The organism is Bacteriovorax sp. Seq25_V (assembly GCF_000447795.1).
GTDB lineage: Bacteria > Bdellovibrionota > Bacteriovoracia > Bacteriovoracales > Bacteriovoracaceae > Halobacteriovorax_A.
In genome coordinates this window covers 390931-407575 of the sequence record NZ_AUNI01000015.1, presented here as the reverse complement: position 1 = coordinate 407575, position 16645 = coordinate 390931, and the positions used below count along the sequence as shown (strand labels likewise).

At 35.9% G+C, this 16645-nt stretch carries 24 protein-coding genes; 8 read left to right on the top strand and 16 right to left on the bottom strand.

The features are described 5' to 3' along the window. Window position 1: 1 nt before the first annotated feature. The 8 genes from M900_RS09670 to M900_RS09640 form a co-directional block, all read right to left on the bottom strand. Window positions 2-982: a hypothetical protein gene (locus M900_RS09670; RefSeq protein ID WP_021274606.1), complete on the bottom strand. Its 981-nt coding sequence runs from the start codon at window positions 980-982 to the stop codon at window positions 2-4. A gap of 77 nt (window positions 983-1059) precedes the next feature. Beyond that, complete coding sequence (locus M900_RS09665; RefSeq protein WP_021274556.1) at window positions 1060-1854, bottom strand: hypothetical protein; 795 nt, start codon at window positions 1852-1854, stop codon at window positions 1060-1062. A gap of 152 nt (window positions 1855-2006) precedes the next feature. After that, window positions 2007-2468: a hypothetical protein gene (locus M900_RS09660; RefSeq protein WP_021274722.1), complete on the bottom strand. Its 462-nt coding sequence runs from the start codon at window positions 2466-2468 to the stop codon at window positions 2007-2009. Window positions 2469-2626: 158 nt separating this feature from the next. Next, window positions 2627-3166 carry a hypothetical protein gene (locus M900_RS17215; protein ID WP_021274325.1) on the bottom strand — a complete coding sequence of 180 codons (540 nt, stop codon included), beginning with the start codon at window positions 3164-3166 and terminating at the stop codon, window positions 2627-2629. Window positions 3167-3307: 141 nt separating this feature from the next. Further along, complete coding sequence (locus M900_RS17730) at window positions 3308-3466, bottom strand: hypothetical protein (RefSeq protein ID WP_021274527.1); 159 nt, start codon at window positions 3464-3466, stop codon at window positions 3308-3310. A 99-nt stretch (window positions 3467-3565) separates the two neighbouring features. Continuing rightward, window positions 3566-4033, bottom strand: a complete 468-nt coding sequence (locus M900_RS09650; protein ID WP_021274380.1) for a GNAT family N-acetyltransferase — start codon at window positions 4031-4033, stop codon at window positions 3566-3568. After that, entirely contained in the window at window positions 4023-4700 is a 678-nt protein-coding gene (locus M900_RS09645; protein WP_021274609.1) for a pirin-like bicupin family protein, read from the bottom strand. The genes M900_RS09650 and M900_RS09645 overlap by 11 nt, the downstream gene beginning before the upstream one ends. Before the next feature lie 46 nt (window positions 4701-4746). After that, window positions 4747-5322 (bottom strand): YceI family protein, encoded by a 576-nt coding sequence (locus M900_RS09640; RefSeq protein WP_021274508.1) that lies wholly within the window; start codon window positions 5320-5322, stop codon window positions 4747-4749. Window positions 5323-5444: 122 nt separating this feature from the next. Between M900_RS09640 and M900_RS09635 the strand changes: the two genes are divergently transcribed. Beyond that, window positions 5445-6299 carry a LysR family transcriptional regulator gene (locus M900_RS09635; protein WP_021274717.1) on the top strand — a complete coding sequence of 285 codons (855 nt, stop codon included), beginning with the start codon at window positions 5445-5447 and terminating at the stop codon, window positions 6297-6299. Window positions 6300-6311: 12 nt separating this feature from the next. Next, window positions 6312-6683 carry a tRNA-binding protein gene (locus tag M900_RS09630; protein ID WP_021274649.1) on the top strand — a complete coding sequence of 124 codons (372 nt, stop codon included), beginning with the start codon at window positions 6312-6314 and terminating at the stop codon, window positions 6681-6683. Window position 6684: 1 nt separating this feature from the next. Here M900_RS09630 and M900_RS09625 read toward each other — a convergent pair whose 3' ends face one another. Next, window positions 6685-7662 carry an ABC transporter ATP-binding protein gene (locus M900_RS09625; protein ID WP_198295989.1) on the bottom strand — a complete coding sequence of 326 codons (978 nt, stop codon included), beginning with the start codon at window positions 7660-7662 and terminating at the stop codon, window positions 6685-6687. A gap of 46 nt (window positions 7663-7708) precedes the next feature. After that, the gene (locus tag M900_RS09620) at window positions 7709-8176 is read right to left on the bottom strand and encodes a YbaK/EbsC family protein (RefSeq protein WP_021274397.1); all 468 of its coding nucleotides are present in this window, start codon (window positions 8174-8176) and stop codon (window positions 7709-7711) included. A 124-nt stretch (window positions 8177-8300) separates the two neighbouring features. On the opposite strand from M900_RS09620, the gene M900_RS09615 reads away from it, so the two are divergent. Genes M900_RS09615 through M900_RS17210 form a run of 3 tightly spaced genes read left to right on the top strand, consistent with a single transcriptional unit; the run spans window position 8301 to window position 10573 of the window. Beyond that, window positions 8301-9194 carry a 1,4-dihydroxy-2-naphthoyl-CoA synthase gene (locus M900_RS09615; RefSeq protein ID WP_021274732.1) on the top strand — a complete coding sequence of 298 codons (894 nt, stop codon included), beginning with the start codon at window positions 8301-8303 and terminating at the stop codon, window positions 9192-9194. A 3-nt stretch (window positions 9195-9197) separates the two neighbouring features. Continuing rightward, complete coding sequence (locus tag M900_RS09610) at window positions 9198-10079, top strand: DMT family transporter (protein ID WP_021274509.1); 882 nt, start codon at window positions 9198-9200, stop codon at window positions 10077-10079. Continuing rightward, entirely contained in the window at window positions 10079-10573 is a 495-nt protein-coding gene (locus M900_RS17210; protein WP_021274688.1) for a flagellar basal body rod protein FlgC, read from the top strand. Before M900_RS09610 ends, M900_RS17210 begins: the two co-directional genes overlap by 1 nt. Before the next feature lie 112 nt (window positions 10574-10685). On the opposite strand, the gene M900_RS09600 is transcribed toward M900_RS17210, so the two are convergent. Further along, window positions 10686-11609 carry a hypothetical protein gene (locus M900_RS09600; RefSeq protein WP_021274307.1) on the bottom strand — a complete coding sequence of 308 codons (924 nt, stop codon included), beginning with the start codon at window positions 11607-11609 and terminating at the stop codon, window positions 10686-10688. Between the two features lie 114 nt (window positions 11610-11723). Continuing rightward, window positions 11724-12623 carry a LysR family transcriptional regulator gene (locus tag M900_RS09595; protein WP_021274345.1) on the bottom strand — a complete coding sequence of 300 codons (900 nt, stop codon included), beginning with the start codon at window positions 12621-12623 and terminating at the stop codon, window positions 11724-11726. A 110-nt stretch (window positions 12624-12733) separates the two neighbouring features. Between M900_RS09595 and M900_RS09590 the strand changes: the two genes are divergently transcribed. Next, on the top strand, window positions 12734-13276 hold the full coding sequence (locus M900_RS09590; RefSeq protein WP_021274614.1) for a hypothetical protein: 543 nt from the start codon (window positions 12734-12736) through the stop codon (window positions 13274-13276). After that, window positions 13276-13953 (top strand): Fic family protein, encoded by a 678-nt coding sequence (locus M900_RS09585; RefSeq protein WP_021274417.1) that lies wholly within the window; start codon window positions 13276-13278, stop codon window positions 13951-13953. The genes M900_RS09590 and M900_RS09585 overlap by 1 nt, the downstream gene beginning before the upstream one ends. Here M900_RS09585 and M900_RS09580 read toward each other — a convergent pair. The 3 genes from M900_RS09580 to M900_RS09570 are packed head-to-tail and all read right to left on the bottom strand — an operon-like array spanning window position 13950 to window position 15760. Then, window positions 13950-14678: a YggS family pyridoxal phosphate-dependent enzyme gene (locus M900_RS09580; protein WP_021274698.1), complete on the bottom strand. Its 729-nt coding sequence runs from the start codon at window positions 14676-14678 to the stop codon at window positions 13950-13952. The two genes, M900_RS09585 and M900_RS09580, sit on opposite strands and share 4 nt — an antisense overlap. A gap of 58 nt (window positions 14679-14736) precedes the next feature. Further along, window positions 14737-15273, bottom strand: a complete 537-nt coding sequence (locus M900_RS09575; protein WP_021274438.1) for a carboxymuconolactone decarboxylase family protein — start codon at window positions 15271-15273, stop codon at window positions 14737-14739. Window positions 15274-15289: 16 nt separating this feature from the next. Next, entirely contained in the window at window positions 15290-15760 is a 471-nt protein-coding gene (locus M900_RS09570) for a peroxiredoxin (protein WP_021274576.1), read from the bottom strand. 116 nt (window positions 15761-15876) lie between these two features. Between M900_RS09570 and M900_RS09565 the strand changes: the two genes are divergently transcribed. Then, window positions 15877-16185 (top strand): helix-turn-helix domain-containing protein, encoded by a 309-nt coding sequence (locus M900_RS09565; protein WP_021274348.1) that lies wholly within the window; start codon window positions 15877-15879, stop codon window positions 16183-16185. Window positions 16186-16195: 10 nt separating this feature from the next. On the opposite strand, the gene M900_RS09560 is transcribed toward M900_RS09565, so the two are convergent. Continuing rightward, window positions 16196-16642, bottom strand: a complete 447-nt coding sequence (locus M900_RS09560) for a DUF2059 domain-containing protein (protein WP_157680616.1) — start codon at window positions 16640-16642, stop codon at window positions 16196-16198. Window positions 16643-16645: the final 3 nt, after the last annotated feature.

Below are 16645 nucleotides of genomic sequence, written 5' to 3'. Positions count from 1 at the left end.
ACTATCTTTGAATAATACTCACTGTGCGCTTACCGACCACCTGATTATTGATCAGCTCAGGAATGTAGGCATTGTATCGCGACTGGATAGGTTTACTCTCCCCTAAATTCGAAGACTCAGTCATACGCGCCATAAACTTAGCATCGACTGGAAATGCAGTAATTAGGCGTTTAGAATTACCATAGAAAGGGGAAGAAACTGAATAGACAAGAAGATAAGAGTTTGTTGAACCAGGAACCGTTTTCTTAAATTTAATAAAATCAGTTTGAATTTCAATATTACCGGCCTGTTCTGTCAAACGAGTATGTTCAAACTTTTTGAAATCCATTTCTAACAGAGAGCGCGCAACTGTTTTGCTTGATGATTGAAGCGCTAAAAGCTCACTAGCGTGACCCCTATATGCAAATTGCCCTACGAAATATGTGACATTCGCAAATAAAGTTCCACTCGACTCCGAAACGCTATTTGGAAGAAGTGTTCCCAAAGGGAGATTAAAACCGACTTCAACATCTGGTCGAACCCAGCGGGCGCGTTTATAACCATAGGCCGTTTTCAAATTACTAAATAAATAAGAATATGTATGCTGAATACCAGCATGTACAACGATCCCATCGCGCTTTGGTGTTTTAGATAGTTTGGTCAATATATCGACGACAGCAGGAGAGACAATTTGTCCTTTTGCCGACTGATCAAAATTTAAGGCCCTACCCCAAAGAGATTTTAATACTTCATTTCGAGAGTCGATTTCAATTTGCTCAACTAGTGCTGGTGCCTTCGCTCTAAGTGTGTCTTCAAGATTTTTTCCCTCAGATGCTACTTGATCAAGAAAGCGACTAATGCTGGCCCATGGGCAATCCTCAGATGTTTCTCCCAAGGCCTTGTTCGGACACCCGGATAAAACGTCCTTAGCTTCTGCCAAACCACCGAGACTTAATACGATTGAAAATATTAATGCAAAAACATTTGTTCTTCGTTCTTTCATTTTAAGTCTCCAGTAATTTTATAACTTCATACAATGATACTGTTTTTCTTTCAAATAAAAAACTCATTAGTAATCATTTATAGCTTTGCTACGGCTTCATACCACTTATCAAAAGATTTAATCTTTGTAGATAATCTATCGGCATAGGATTTCTCGTAGTAATCATTTCGAAGTCTTTCTTCTAAAGTTGATTTGCTTTCTAGAATATTTCGTAGACTCAGTTTAACGATTTCTGGATCAATTTTATGATTATCTACAACCATATCCTCAACATCAACAATACTTAAAGACAATTTTTTCGCACAGTCATCCAAAAAATACTTATGGTCTAGACCAAAGATAACAAGAACTCGCTTCCCCTCATACTCTTTGATCTTAAGTTTGAAGTTAGCACAAATATTTTCATTTCGAATACGCGATTGTTTATACCCCAATTGGTCATAACCATCATAAATAGAACGCACTAAATTTTGTACTTCATCATCATTAAGCTCTTTAAAACTTGTTGATTTAAACTTATCTACATACAGAGAAAATAAAGGTTCTATTCTCTTCTTCATTTCAAGATCTGAACTAGCCCTCTCACTCTCTTCCTTACTTTTTTGAATGTGCTCATCATTAAACCAGTCAATCGCGACAACCTCAATTTCTTGATGCTCAGCTATAGCATAAATAATTGACTGCTCTATTCCACCATCAATAGATCCTTCAATTGCACCAGGAAACTCAGATCTAACTTCAGTAAAAATGACGTCGGCCTTAAAAGAAAGAATGATACTAACAAAGGTATTAAGATTATATTGTGGATGCTCTAACATATGCCCGTGTAATGAGCCCATGTTAAACACTATCGTATTATTCTTATTATGCATTTTAATACTCTTTCCTAGAGATATTTATTATTCTCAAACTACACGAAATTTTAACTAGTCCTTTGTAATGTGTAAAAGAAATGGTGGAGGTATTGATTATATACTTAAGTATATAATTTCATTTACATAAAAGTCACAAAAACCACAGAATGCTACAAGAACTTCTTCTTTTGCTCTAAGTATTGTTCTTCTGAAATTGGGATATGAATCTCTTTTACGACCGCCATAATATTACCACTCTTTTCCTCTTTAACAATTTTTAAGGACATGGTTCTATCATCAATTTCAACCTGAACTGCATCTATGATTACTCCATTTTCAGGAATCCCCCTTTTACTCACAGATTCTTTATATTCTGTATTCAACGCTCTAGTTTCACTCATAACCGTTTCATTTTCATCATTCAAAATAGTTATAATATCTAATTTATCTGAGCCACTAATCTTGGAAGTACAGTTAATAATCCCTTTAAAAGTAAGAAGTTCAATTTCCATTCTATCTTCAGATAGGTTTTTCACTAGCTTTCCAAACATATCTTGTTCTTTCTTTTTAGAAGAACTTCTATAGTCAGAAATTTCAGTTTCGATTCTTGCGAATGAAGTTTCTACACTCATACTCTCCCTCTAGGTTTCATCATTATTATCAATAATACAATCATACTAGATCATTGGAGATAATTCCAGGTCACTAAAAATCGCAGAGGTAAAATACTGGAACCAAATCTAAGTTTACCATTAAATAAACTAAGATAACTGCTTCTGTATTGCCCTTTCTATCTTATAGTACAAACCTGAAAATCTTTCGTATCGATTATTCCCTTCACTAGGATATGGGGAATATAGGCAAACCACAGATACTTTCCACCCTCTTTCTTTACATTATTCCAAAACTCTATTGTTTCATTTGGGAGATTTTTAATTTCTTCATAAGATTCGCATAATGTGACAACATCACTTTCATGAACAGTGAAGTCACCATTTTGCTGTTTCTTATTTCTATCAAACACAACTGATTCATACTTTCCAAGAATCTGACTGATATGTATTTTAAAATACTCCAGTCTCATCAGTTTAAAGTCTTCTTCTATCTCTCTTAAGTGATCAACGATGACCTGCGGATCAATGGACGAAAACTGAACAACATCATTCCACTTGCAGTTTAATTTTGGAATAATCACATCCATTAATTTTTCACGACCGATATACTTTTTAGCATGATTCTTATACAGCTCACTGTCCCTATCCATCTGGTTTAGAGGAACCAGAGTAGTTCCCTCAAAAGGAATAGGCTTAAGATGATAGATATAACTCACGGGATCTCCAAAATTTATAGGTTCACTAAAAATTTACTTATAGTCACTTTTAAATTATCGCTTATTTACTTTAGATTTGCTTTTGAAATTATTTTAAAAGACACTGCCCAACAATTGCTGTTAGGCAGTTTAATACGATCGTTATTTTTTTGATTTTGATTCTTTCGTCTCTTTCTCTATCTGCTTGTCATCCACTTTGTGTTTTGGATAATTAATTTGATATTTTAAAACATCTTTTTTTAGAGGGTAGAGAACTTTATCTTTGCTAAAGAATACGTTTGATAATTTTACCGCCTTCAATACAAACTCCTTTTTTTAATAGTCACAAGATAAGTTCAAAATGATTGATGTCAATACTTGAAACTTACGTTTTCCTCTTCGACGCTTTTTCTGACAACTTTAGTCTACTATACGTCTTTTTAATCTTTTGCGAGAGGAACCGTCGATATACTTGTAACCCATTGAATTATATAAGTTATTTGCTTTTACGTTCTTACTATCAACTAGTAAATAGATTTCTGAAATTTTTAAATTCTGCCAAAGATAATTGTGAACCTGGTTAAGTAAGACCCTTGAAAGACCTCTTCCCTGCTGATTCTTAGCTACTGCGACAAAACAAATATAAGCGAGCCCAGGAGCTTCCTTGTATTTTAAAACCGCACAATGGGCCACTGCGCTCTCACCTTCATTTAAAATGAACGAGTATCTCAAAGACTTCTCTTCATCAAAAAACCACGAACTCCACTGATCGTGATCAAAAGGAAAATTAGCATCTGGCATGGCACTAATTAAAACCTCTTGATCTCGATAAATATCCTCAATAGCTTTTGCACTAAATGGTGAGTTTAATTCTAACTTAAAACTCAAAGAGTAATCCCTTTGCAGACTTAACTTGTACCTGTGCATTCTCATGCTCTAAGCTAATTCCATCACGATGAGAAATTGATTCGCCACCAATAGTTGCTTCGCCTTCGATCATTTGCAGCCAATAGGCCTTGTCAGCATCAAGATTAAAATTCTTATCTTTCAAATCAAAATAATAAATTCTAATATCCTGATTCACATACCCTACTTCATCATGCTTATTATTAGACACGATTAAGTTAAGCTTATTTTCTTCGAGGCGATCTTCAAAACGAAATTCACTATAGCTTGGTTCAGTTCCTCTCTCTTTTGATTCAACCCAGATTTGAAAAAGCTCAGTATCATTCTCACTGCTGGGATTAAATTCAGAATGTGAAACACCAGATCCTGCCGACATAATCTGAATCATTCCAGGAGTGATTGTCGCGGCATTTCCCATCGAATCTTTGTGAGCAAGCTCACCACGAATAATAAAAGTGATGATTTCCATGTCACGATGTGAGTGTGTAGGAAACCCTCCTTCAGGAGCAATGATATCATTATTGATAACTCTTAAACTTCTAAAACCCATATGACGAGGATCGTAGTAATTAGCAAAAGAAAAGGTGTACTTTGCTTGTAGCCAATCAATATTGAATGTTCCTCTTTCATTTGATCTTCTAATTTTCATAACTCTATCCCTTAAATAATAAAGGCCTCTTTCGAGGCCCTTTCTATTATTTTGTTTTAACAGAAAATTTTAAATCAACATCGTTGTAAATCATCTTATCCCCAAGACCTTCAAAGAATGACCCAGAGTTATACTTTACATTGAATTTAGTTCTATCAAAAGTTAGGTTCCCTGCAAGTACTGGCTTCGCTTTATTTGAAAGATCCACGTTAAATTTAACTGGGCTAGTAATTCCTTTAACAGTTAGATCAGCTTCAACTTCGTACTTATCACCTTTTTTAGAAATGATTTTTTTAAGACTCATTTTTGCTTCAGGGTTCTTATCTGTTGCAAAAAAGTCATCATTTTTTAAGTGACCATCAAGTTTACCTTTCCACTCACCTTCAAGATCTGTTGCACTAATAGTTGTCATATCAGCAACAAAGTTTGCAGCTTTTAAAACACCATTATCGTCTAACACAACAGTTCCAGACTTAAAGTCAATTGTTCCTACGTGTTGTCCAGTAACTTTCTTTCCTGTCCACTCAAGCTTACTTGCTGAAGTATCGACACTGAAAGATTTGTCCGCAAAAGCCATGTTTGATAAACCAAAAAGTACTGCTGATAAAATTAAATGCTTCATATTTCCTCCTGAGAAATTATATTCAATCTGTTTGTTGTATCGATATTAACCTTGATCTCGTTCTAATAAAACACTATAATTTCACTCAAGACGTTCTAATTATCGAACAAGGTGGCTTAATTGTGAACTTGGATCAATTACAAGTACTTAAAATCATTAAAGAGGAGGGTAGTTTTTCAAAGGCCTCTGAAAAACTCTTTAAGGCGAAGTCAGCCCTCTCCTACGCTATCCAAAACCTCGAGGATGAGCTAGGCCTGCTTTTAATTGATAGAAGTGAGTATCGACCAAAACTGACGAATTATGGTCTACAACTTCTTGAGAAAGCCTCTCCGGTTTTAAAATCTTTTGAGGAATTAACTACTTTTGCTAAAACTTTATCGAGTAATCAAGAGCTAAAAATTCGTTTATCAATGTCAGCGATTTTCCCTCTTTCTGAATTCACAAGTACACTTAGAAAAATTGAAGAAAACTTTTTAAATACTGAAGTCGTGTTCACCACAGAAGTTTTAAGCGGAGAAAAATTTTTACTCGCTGGAGATGTCGATATTTCTCTTCTTGCAGGAATAACAAATAAGGTTGATCTTGAGTATAAAAAAGTTGGAGAAGTTGAAATGCCTCTCGTCATTGCTTCGACTCATCCTATTGTACAAAAAGGACTTAAGCCAACGAAAGAAGTTCTCTCGAATTACCCTCAAATTGTAGTTCGAAGTACTTTACCTGATGAAAGTTCTTTTGGTGTCGTTAAGGGGTCGAAGAAGTGGTACGTTGATGATCTTGGAACAAAAATGAAGCTGATTATGGAAGGTCTTGGCTGGGGTCGACTTCCTGATCATATCGTTAACGAATATGTTCAACGCCAGGTTCTGGAAATTTTACGTACTGAAGAAATGGAGCATGAGAAAATTGAGATGTTTCTAGCGAGAAGAAGAAACGAGTACCACGGGATTGTTAGTAATTATATTTGGAACTCATTTTAAAAGGAATTATATATGCATATGAATTTTGAGCACACGGCACCGGCCTGTGATGAAATTGAATTTAACGATTTTCTAAAAGTTGATATTAGAATTGGACAAGTTATTGAGGTGGAAGATTTTCCAGAGGCAAGAAAGCCAAGCTACAAGCTTCAAATTGATTTTGGAGAGACTTTAGGAATTAAGAAAACCTCTGCACAAATTACATCGCTATATTCTAAAGAAGATCTGATGGGCAAGAAAGTTGCGGCAGTTGTAAACTTTCCAAAAAGACAAATTGGAAAGTTCATGTCAGAAGTTTTACTACTTGGTTTTTCAGATGAGGCCCAAAATGTTGTTCTCTTCAATCTGGATCATGAAGTCCCTAATGGATCGAGACTCCACTAATTTAGATAGGCAATAAAAATGAACTTTCAGAATTGATAACAAATCTTACTCGTTGATCAATTTGAAATTTTTCACGTCCTGGTCTTGTGATGAGAAACTTATTCTTATCTAATGCCTGGACGTAGAGAAGCTGAGTGCTACCACGATATTCGATTCTCTTAATTTTTCCTGCAATTGAATGCTCATCATTTGATAGCGCGACTTCCTCTGGACGAATCGCAAGGTAGACAAACTTCTTGCCTTCTAACCACAAAGTCGTGGCCGCGTGAAATTCTCCAAAAATATTTTTAAGTTTTACTTTATCTCCACTTACTTCAATCACATTTGAAGCCAGAAGATTTATTTTTCCCGTAAAGCGGGCTACAAATACATTGGAAGGCCTTTCATAAATATTAAATGGGTTATCAAGTTGTTGCACTTTTCCATGGGCCAAGACCATAGTCTTATCACTCACAGAGAAAGCCTCTTCAATATTATGTGAAACAAAAATAACAGCGATTCCATTCTCTTTAAAAATTGGGAAGACTTCTGAAATGACATCATCTTTTAAAAATTCATCGAGATTACTAAATGGCTCATCAAGAAGAATTAGTTTTGGTGATCTCACCATGGCCTTCGCAAATTCGACACGCTGTCTTTGGCCGGCCGACAAATCACTTGGTAGTTTTGCATCTTTGTATTCAAGTGCAAAAATCTCAATCATGTCGCGCGCTCTATCGCGGGCCACGTCATCATCAAGAATCCCCTTGGCTCCGGCCATAATATTTTCGATAACTGTTTTAGATTCATCAAGACTAGAAATTTGTGGAACGTAAGAAATCTCATTACTCTTTCCAGCAAAGACAACCTCTCCTTTATCAGGATTTAAAACTTCACGGATAATATTTAAAAGTGTTGTTTTTCCAGTTCCCGAAGGACCAATTATTGATAGGACTTCAGCCTTTTTAAGATCAAAAGAGATATCGATTAATTGGGCCAAAGATTTGTGATCAAAATTATGGCAAATATTTTTTACTGAAAGGATATTAGTCATCACTAAACTCACAAATAATAGGATTTGCTAAACGCAAAAAGTCTTGCGTTGAAATTACTACGGACTCAGTCAAGATTCCAGCATTAAAAACGATTTTGTCTCCAGTGGTCAAAGACTTATCCGCATAGTGAGGAAGTCCAAAAAGCGGGCCCGCCAGTGGAGGAAGTGCCCCTTTCACCACATGACAGATTTCCTTTAGTTCATCGTGTGTGGCAAAACGAAGTTTATTTGAGCCCAGAACTTTCCTCACCTTCTGAGATGAGACTTCAAGATGAGCACGAATGGAGAATACACAAAATCCACTTTTCCCTTTGAATAGAATAGACTTCGCACCAACACTGAGATCTAGGCCTCGCTTGGCTGAGGCACTCTCGCAAGTAGACGCGCTCTCGTGGACGAAGAGATCGTAGCTGATCTTATTCTCCCCAAACAAGCTGAATATTTTCTTATTTACATCCATGGCGGAAATATTAGCAGAATGCTTGTTAAAGGTCCAAATAACACACCGCGCTCGCACCACTTAGAATTGACGGTGCACCGTGAAAAGACTAATATCCGAAAAAAAAAGTTCGAAGGAGAGAGATATGGTTTCAGATATTTTTGACGCTAGTTTATGGGATGAAGTTGAAGGGTTTAACTTTGAGGATATTACTTACCACAAGGCCAAAGACCAAGGGACAGTAAGAATTGCATTCAATAGACCAGAAGTTAGAAATGCGTTTAGACCACAAACAGTTGACGAACTTTATCGCGCCCTTGATCACGCTCGTATGTGGTCATCAGTTGGTGTTGTTCTAATCACTGGTAACGGTCCTTCTCCAAAAGATGGTGGATGGGCATTCTGTTCAGGTGGAGATCAAAGAATTAGAGGAAAAGACGGATATAAGTATGTCGATGGTGAAGGTACACCTGACCCAGCAAAACTTGGTCGCCTTCACATCTTAGAAGTTCAAAGACTCATTCGTTTTATGCCAAAAGTTGTTGTTGCCGTTGTTCCAGGTTGGGCAGTTGGTGGTGGTCACTCTCTTCATGTTGTATGTGACTTAACAATCGCTTCTGAAGAACACGCAATCTTTAAACAAACAGATCCAGATGTAGCTTCATTTGATTCTGGCTATGGTTCAGCATACCTTGCACGTCAATGTGGACAAAAGCGCGCAAGAGAAATTTTCTTCTGTGGTTTTAACTATACAGCACAAGAAGCATTTGAAATGGGAATGATCAATAAAGTTGTTCCTCATAAAGACCTTGAAAAAGTTTCCCTAGAGTGGGCAAAAGAAATGAATTCAAAATCACCAACGGCCATGAGAATGCTTAAGTTTGGATTTAACCTTCTTGATGATGGGCTTGTTGGTCAGCAATTATTTGCAGGTGAAGCAACAAGACTTGCTTATGGTACTGCAGAGGCACAAGAAGGTCGCGATGCATTCCTTGAAAAGCGCGATCAGGATTACTCTAACTTTCCTTGGCACTTCTAAGTTATGGCAGGGATTCTATTACTCTCATTTGCTTGTCTTATTTGGGGGCTTGGTTTCGCGGGGACGAGATTTACTTTCATTGACTACTCTCCTCTCTGGTCACAGGGGCTTCGCTATTTATTCGCGGCCCTAATAGCAATTCCTATCCTCGCCTATCGTCGAGGCTTCAAAGAATTTAAAGGAGCTTTCTTTTGCTCCCTTTTTCTCACTGGAGCAATGATTACTCAGACAATTGGTATCTCAATGACGACAATGGCAAAGGCCGGTTTCTTAACTGTCTTCTACGCTGTCTTCACGCCAATTATTTCAGTGATTATTTTTAAGCAAAAACTTCGTAAAACATTTTGGGCGCTACTCGCCCTTGCAATGTTTGGAATTTTTCTCATGTGTGACTTAAAACTAGATGGTTTCAACATGGGAGATTTCTATATCGTTCTTTGCGCTATTTTCTTTTCTGGACATATTATCCTCACGGATATCTACGCTGAAAAATATGACACAATAAATTTCAACTTCCTTCAATGTACGATGATTGGATTTATTTCCGTAGTAATCGCTCTTGTTTTTGAAGGGCCAGTGAGTCTTGCTCCACTTATAAATGCGAAGGCACTAATTTTTCCATCGAGTCTTTATGGATTCATTATCCTTTCAATATTCTCATCACTAATAGCATTCTCACTTCAAATCTATGCTCAAAAGAAAACTCCTCCGCACATTGTGGGACTTGTATTTTTGAGTGAGTCGATCTTTGCAAGCATTTTTGGCTATTTCTTCTTTGACGAAAAGATTGGAGTTAAAGGAGGTATTGGTGCAGTAATTATTCTTATTGCTGTGGCACTAATTCCTAAGTTTGCAAATATACAGAAGCACCCAGAACAAGAATGATGAAAATTATCCTTTTCCTTCTTATATTTATTAGCTGCACTCAGGAATCAAAGGTCACTGATCAACAAGTTGAACAACATTGCCAAGATTTAAATATTCTTTACCAAAAAATCGAAGTTATATCATCGAATATTGCTAATGTTAAAACCACAAGAACCCCTGAAGGTGGATTCTATAAAAGGAAGATTGCAAAGGATTGTAAAAATGGCTTTTGCCAAATTGTAAGCAGCCAAGAAAGTCCTATACTAATTTATCAACCTAACCATCCTGATGCAGATAAAACGGGCTATGTTGCCTATCCAAATATAAACTTACAGGAAGAAGAAGCTCAAAAAATAAGATGGGAACGTGTATACAGTACAGTAATTGAACATAGCCCTGTCTCCAAAGATTTCTTCTTTAAAGATCCACGTGCAAAAAAATGTTTCGATAAATATCCAAATCTTAAGGAAGCATTGGATTTCTCAGAATATCTTGGTCGAAAGTTGCACTAATCCCACGCTACTTTGTCAGTTTAGAAATTGTTTGCTTAATTCTTATGACAATTGCATATAAAAAATATTATTTTAAGAAATGGCCCTATCTATAACAGGGCCTCTATAGAAGTTATATTTCTATCGAAAATCCTATATTGAATACAGTTGATTCATAATCTCCAAATATAGAAGTCGAACCTTCATAAACATTATAATCACTAATTGATCGGAATAACCCAACATCAACGACACTAGATTCACTTAATTTATACTGAGCAGCAGCTCCCCCAACAACTCCAATGGTTCTTTCAATGACTGTATCAGTAGTATCTCCTGCTTCTCTATAATTTTGATCATCTAAGCTTGCTACTCCAAGAGACCCCTTTAGGAAGAAAATTTCTGATGTTTGAACTTTTATCTCTGCTCCGACTACCACATTTGTAGTACTCTTATACTTTGTCATCGTATTATTAGAAAGATCCCTAACCTCACGTTCTGTATCGTGAATAATAGAAAGACTACCACTATACTGAATATGCCCTCTTGAACCACCAATTTCCAAAGTTGCTCCAACACTAGAACCCCCATCAAATGCATTTCCTTTTTTTGAGGTCGAAGCAGATTCAGCATCTCCAGTTTTTGGTGAATAAACACCAGAGAGATCAACGATTGTTTCTTCAGAGCGTAGCCTCTTTTTTAACACCAACTCGATATCTCTTAAACCACTACTTTCATAGTTTCGTATTGTTCCATTGATCGTCGAACCTGGACCATATTTCGATTCAGTCTCACTTTTAATGTTATACGAGAGCCCAACTCCGAAACTTAAACTATCAGTAGAAGTATAAAGAAGTGTTTGATTAACATTAGTCTCATCAACTTCTGATTTTGAAACGTTCTTACCAAAATATGATAATTCAATTTCCCCTTGTTCTTGAGAGAATTCAGTCTTAGAAAAGAATGCACCTTTAGCCGGCATGTATTGAAGATCTGTAATCTTAGCAGAGACACTTGTCGTAGCAACAAGAATAGGCACAAGTAAACCAAGCTTCATATAAAACTCCCTTTAAAATGATTTTATTTTCTCACATTTTAAAAGAAATAAAATTATATGCGAGCCAATTTTTCTTAACACATCTACACCTTTAGGGTGACATACTTTTGAATCTTATTTCCATTGCTCTTGCTTTCGCTTAGTTTGCTTGAGTAAAAACTCCGAAACAACCCGGACTAACTCATCAGGATATTCAAGCTCTTGATGAATCATATAAAGACTTGCTTCAATGCTTTTTGGTCCTACATCTTTTATCTTCCCACTTTTAAGATGCTCTCTGATACTTAAAGATGGAAGAATAGCGATTGCTTCATGCTTCATGATAAATTCGGCCATTGATTTATGGGAGTTAATCATAACATCAATATTTAGTTTACTTTTATGTGTTTTAGGAAAAACTTGTCTCAGATAAAACTCAAAAAGAGGATCATCTTCACGGTAAAGAACAAATGGCTGTTCAAGAACATTCTTTTTTTGGAACTTTGAGTTCTTACCCGTTACCATCATTATCTCTTCGGAAATAATTGGATACGTACGGATACTTTCAAGAATTACTTTTTGAGACATGATCCCAATATGAAGGTCACCACTTTTAACACCAGCTGAAATTTGATCAGTGGACATAAATTTTACATGAATCTTAATTTGAGGATACTTCTTCTTTAGGTCAGAGAAAATAGGAGTAAAGATCTGCTCTCCAACTTCCAGTAAGCATCCTATTCGAACGATCCCCGATATTTCCTCATCATTCTTTTGATACTTATTCAGTCTAAAGCATAACTGCTCATACAACGCTCGTGAGCTTGCAAGGAGCTCTCTTCCCTCATCTGTCAGTGTCACTTGTTGACGTGTCCTAAAAAAGAGCTGGCGTTGAAATTGCTCTTCTAATGCTTTGATTTGCTTAGAAACAACAGGCTGTGCTATTCCAAGTTCTTTTGAAGTCTCAGAGAAACTCAATGTTCGAGCGAGACTTAGAAACACTTCTAAGTGATTAAAATTAATACCGTTTCTCATTCCCACACCATATTCCAAAAGATTATAACAAACATCATTATTATATATTATGAATATAAACAAATATGACGTATTTATCAATCACATGTGTAAATACTGGGGGGTATTAAATGAAAAAAGAAATTCTACTAACTTCGCTGATTATGATGAATCCACTTGTAAATGTTCAAGCTCGAGAGCTATCTGAAGTAAAGATGGCAGTGAGAAAACAATTTGAAAAGCTTGCTGATTTTACTTTTGAAAGTACTGCTACATTTGATGGTTATTACTGGAAATACGATCCGGCAAGAGAAACTTCAGACAAAGTATTCGCCAAGTATAAAATTGTTCTTGAATTTAGCGACAATCGTGATGAAGACATTCTTCACACTGAAGATCATTTAAAAATGGAATATGCTTTTACATTCAAACAAGTATTCGAAGATGGATATGAGAGCTATGACGACATGACATATCGTGTGGACAGACTTGGAAAAAATAAATTTAAATTATACAACTGTGATTCGACGTTAAATTGTAGTCAAGGATTTCACAATTCGCTCATGACCATCAGTAGGATTGGTAAGGATAGATTTTTGAAAATTGATGATGCTCAAGACTTATTTTTTGGAGAAGATGGGCACAAGAACCAATTCTTTATTCAAGTAAAGTAATGAATTCAAGAGAAATTCTCACATTTTTAAAAACTCCCCTTGATACAACTCATGGGGAGATCTTTCATAAACTCATTCAAGAAATCAAAACTCTTGAGGGAAAGCTTAATCATTGTGAAAGACCAAACTGGTCAACTCTCGCAAGAGCTAGACTTTTTGCCTCCACGACAAATACTAAAGTGGTTACAGACAGTCTTTACAAATGGGATGCAGCAAATCAGTATATAAGTAGAGAAATACAAAATGACAGCAATTTAGATATTAATCTAGTTTCAAAAATAAATGCGATACTTATTGGGGATGAAGATAATATTAGGTCAGGTCCTATATATTGTAATGACATTAGCTATATTGACGCCAGTTTTATTGAAGATGCCACACAAGATTTTTCTAACCTTATCCTAAGAGGAAACTTCTCTTGTACTTTTGAGAAGGCCTTTCATATATATCTCTGGCTAACCACATTACACATTTTCAAGGATGGTAATGGAAGGACTGGCAGACTTGCCGCTGATTTTATTCTTATGAAAGAAGGGAAGCTACCAATATGTTTTGAATCAACTGTAGACGCACAAGTTGCACAACTTCAAGAAAAGAAAGTACGCTCAAAAGAAGAGAGTTATCTTAAATTTCTGAAGGCCGTACGGCGTAGTTACTTAATCCTTACTTCACCCTAGGCCGGCCAATAAAACGAATCGGGTGTTTCACGTGGTCCAAAGATCGCCTGCCCTAATCTGAGATCAGTAGCCCCTTCCTCGATTGCAATTTTGTAATCCCCACTCATCCCCATTGAAATTCGTGTAACTTCATTTTCTAGAACATTCATATTATTAATCTTTGTTTGAATGCTTTTTAATTTTTCAAAGCACTTTCTTACATCGGCTTCATTTTTCGAATTAAGAGCAAGAGTCATCACTCCATCAATTTTCAAGTACTCTAATTTTGATATTTCATCCAAATTGTCAAAAAGTTCAGCTTCTGAAAACCCATATTTTGATGTCTCCCCAGAAGTATTTACCTGAAGCATTCCGCGCATAATCTTATTAGATCGCTGCAATTCTTTTTCTAATGCATTAATCAGCTTTATACTATCAACAGAATGGACTTCTTTTGCAAAACGAACAACATCTTTAACTTTATTCGTTTGAAGATGACCTATCATTATCCATATTCCATTTTCACTTGTAGTGTATTTCCTAACCCCTTCCTTAACAAGATTTTCTCCGAATTCACGATAACCAATGTCTCGAAGACAAGAAACCTCTTCTAAACTTCGGGTTTTAGTAACTGGAAGTATATTAATTTCAGATGGATTTCTTCCGACTCGCTGGCAAGAATGAATGATACCTTCCTTAATTCGATCTAGATTGCTTAAGATAATATCTCTATTACATTTATTCATTAATCCTCGCAAAAAGAGTCTGAGGCGCGCTCATCAGACTCTTTTAAAAAAATAAAAACTAGGTAAGACTCACTTTCGGAAAGTCTACAGGAACATTGAAAGCGACATTTGTGTAATTAGTAAAAATATTTAAAGCCACATGAGCTAAAATTTCAGTAATTTCACTATCATTAAAGCCAGCATCTCTTACGGCTTCCACATCACTATCTTCTACGGCTCCGCGATTTAAAACAAGCTTCTTTGTAAATACTAGTGCAGCTTGAGTTTTAGAGTCTTGTGCCTTTCCTCTTTGTGCTTCAGACATTTCTTCAGCGCTTGCTCCAGCATTTTTTCCTAAAACAGTATGAGCAGCAAGACAGTATTCACATCTGTTTAAATCTGCAACGTAGACAGCAATTTGCTCTCCAAGCTTAGAGCCAATTGTTCCTTTTCCAAGGGCCCCAAAAGAAGTCCACATGCTTTCAAGACCCGCATGAGAATTTCCAATCGCCTTAAACATATTTGGAACAGTTCCAAAAGCTCCTTTAATTGATTTAAGTACTTCTCCGTGCTCACCATTAATTGAAGTTGGTTCTACTAATTTTACTCTAGACATAATTTCTCCTTCGCCTCTAAACAGAGGTCTTCATTTTTATTATTAAACTCGAGATAAGACTCTCGACTCTATCTAAATCTAAGTGACCAAATGCAGACAATTTAACTTCACCAAGATGATCAATAATAATTAAACTCGGTGTTCCTTGTAGCTGATAGGTTCTCATTGTTTCTGGCATCCACTGCCCCTCAAGCCTTAAATCAATCCCAACAGGAAACGGTAAGCGCCATTCATGAATAAAAACTTCCAAAGCTTCAGCTGTCATCACATGGTGATTTTCAAAGACCGAGTGTAATCCGACAACGGCGACCTCAGTTCCATTGAACTTATTAAAGAGCTCAATCGTTTGTGGAATTCCACGATAAACACATCCAGGACACAGCATTTGAAAAACATGAATAACTTTTATTTTTCTAGATTCAACATTCAGTTCAAATACTTCGTTTACATTTAGCCATTTCTCAATTTTTAATTCTTTAGCTTTCATCATTAATATCCTTTCGAATTATTCTTGCTGATGTCATGATTATCAGATATTAATGAATGAAAACAAGTACCTACAATTCGGTACGTAGGTACCAAATGGTACATCTTGAGGAATTTATGGAAGAAAAAATAAATATAAAATTTATGATCGAAGATATTGTTGGCTGTAAATGGTCTCTCTCTGTTCTCGATATGCTTGATCGTGGAATAAATAGACCTGGCATTATGACAAGAGAGTTTGATGGTCTAACAACAAAAGTGCTAAACGAAAGACTTCGTAAATTGATGAAGTATAAAATTATTGAGAAAATTGAATATGATGAAGTTCCACCACGGGTAGAATATATCTACACCAAATTTGGTCTTAAATTTCTTAAGATCGTAAATGAGATAAGAAAATTAGAAGAGGAATTTTGTTTGGAGTAACGTCAACTCGTTACTTTGCAAGTCTTCCAAGCTCTGCTTTGAACTCTGTATTTTCTTTTGACTTAATCAGATTTAGAACTTCTTTAATTGATGTGCCCTGGCTGGCCATCATTTTTTTCATCACATTTGTTTCAAAAATTGCGATTAGTTTATTAATTTCTTTTTCTGAAAACTTTGTTGAATAATTCTCTACTAAGAGCTCCATGACCTGTTTTTTAGAATAATATCTATCAATAACTTTTTTGACTTCAACTTTAGACTTTAGAAGATTCTTATTTTTCTTTAGCTCAAGAAGATAAAGATACTCACTCACCTTCTCGCTCAATCCATCTAGGCCACTAATCTCTAAAAAGTATTCGACCTTTTCTTTTGATGGACGAGCAGGTGACTTTTCACCCACTTGTGCTGCACCAGAAATCTGAATTATTAACGATAGGACTATAAATATTTTTTTCATAGT